1 protein-coding gene is annotated in these 1,328 nt (G+C 73.3%); it reads left to right on the top strand.

Annotated features, from left to right (window positions below; genetic code table 11):
• Nucleotides 1-1,328, top strand: a 1,328-nt coding sequence (gene atzF, locus Q8M88_RS17075; RefSeq protein ID WP_305598353.1) for an allophanate hydrolase, incomplete at both ends; no start/stop codon positions are given.

Below are 1,328 nucleotides of genomic sequence, written 5' to 3'. Positions count from 1 at the left end.
GCGCTCGCCCGCATCGCCGCCTACGACGCGGTGCAGCCGCAGGCCTGGATCTCGCGGCCCGATCCGCAATCCGTGCTCGACGCCGCCCGCGCGGTCGACGCCCGGATCGTGGCCGGAGAGCGCCTGCCTCTGGCCGGCGTTCCCTTCGCCGTGAAGGACAACATCGATGTCGAGGGCCAGGCGACCACCGCCGCCTGCCCGGCCTTCGCCTACCAGCCGCAGGCCACCGCCACCGTGGTCGCGCGGTTGCAGGCGGCTGGCGCGATCCTGGTCGGCAAGACCAACCTCGACCAGTTCGCCACCGGCCTCGTCGGCGTGCGCAGCCCGCACGGGGCGCCGGCTTGCGTCTACAACCGCGACTACGTCAGCGGCGGGTCGAGCTCCGGCTCAGCGGTGGCGACGGCGGCGGGCCTGGTCGCCTTCGCGCTCGGCACCGACACGGCGGGCTCGGGGCGGGTTCCGGCGGCGTTCAACAACCTGGTGGGCTTCAAGCCGACCAAGGGGCGCTGGAGCACATCGGGCGTCGTGCCGGCCTGCCGCTCGCTGGACTGCGTCAGCGTTTTCGCCGGCGACGCGGCGGATGCGGCGCTGATCGATTCCGTGGCCGGGGGCTTCGACGCCGACGACCCTTATTCGCGCCGTGCGCCGGATGCGGCCACGCCGGTGGCCGGTGCGTTCCGCTTTGGCGTCCCCCTGCCCCAGCAGCTCCAGTTCCTGGGCGATGTAGAGTCCGAGGCGCTGTTCCACGCCGCCGTCGCGCGCCTGACCGCCATGGGCGGCGAGCGGGTCAACGTCGACATCGCACCACTGCTGGCCGCTGCTCAACTGCTCTACGCCGGGCCCTGGGTCGCCGAGCGAACCGCGGCGCTGCAGCCGCTGCTCGCCAGCAATCCTGGCGCGGTGCATCCGACAGTGCGCGCCATCGTCCAGCAGGGCGTGGCGATCTCCGGCGTCGACGCCTTCCGCGGCCTCTATGCGCTGCAGGCCCACGCCCGCGCCGCTGAATCCCTCTGGGACGACATCGACGTGCTGGTGACGCCGACGACGCCGACCATCTACCGCATCGCCGAGGTGCTGGCCGAGCCGGTGGCCTTGAACTCGAACCTCGGCCTCTACACCAACTTCGTGAACCTGCTCGATATGGCGGCCGTGGCGATCCCCGCCGGCTTCCGCGCCAATCGCACCGGCTTCGGCGTCACCCTGGTCGGGCCGGCGTGGAGCGACGAGGCCCTGCTGGCGCTGGCCGCCCGCTACGATGCCGCGGCGCCCGTGGCCGAGGCCCCGCCGCTGGACCTGGCCGAACCGCCGGCCGGCGTCAGGCTGGCCGT

This window comes from Phenylobacterium sp., from assembly GCF_030693805.1.
Classification (GTDB): Bacteria; Pseudomonadota; Alphaproteobacteria; order Caulobacterales; family Caulobacteraceae; genus Phenylobacterium.
The sequence above is the reverse complement of the archived record's forward strand: the minus strand, read 5'-3'. Positions and strand labels throughout refer to the sequence as shown.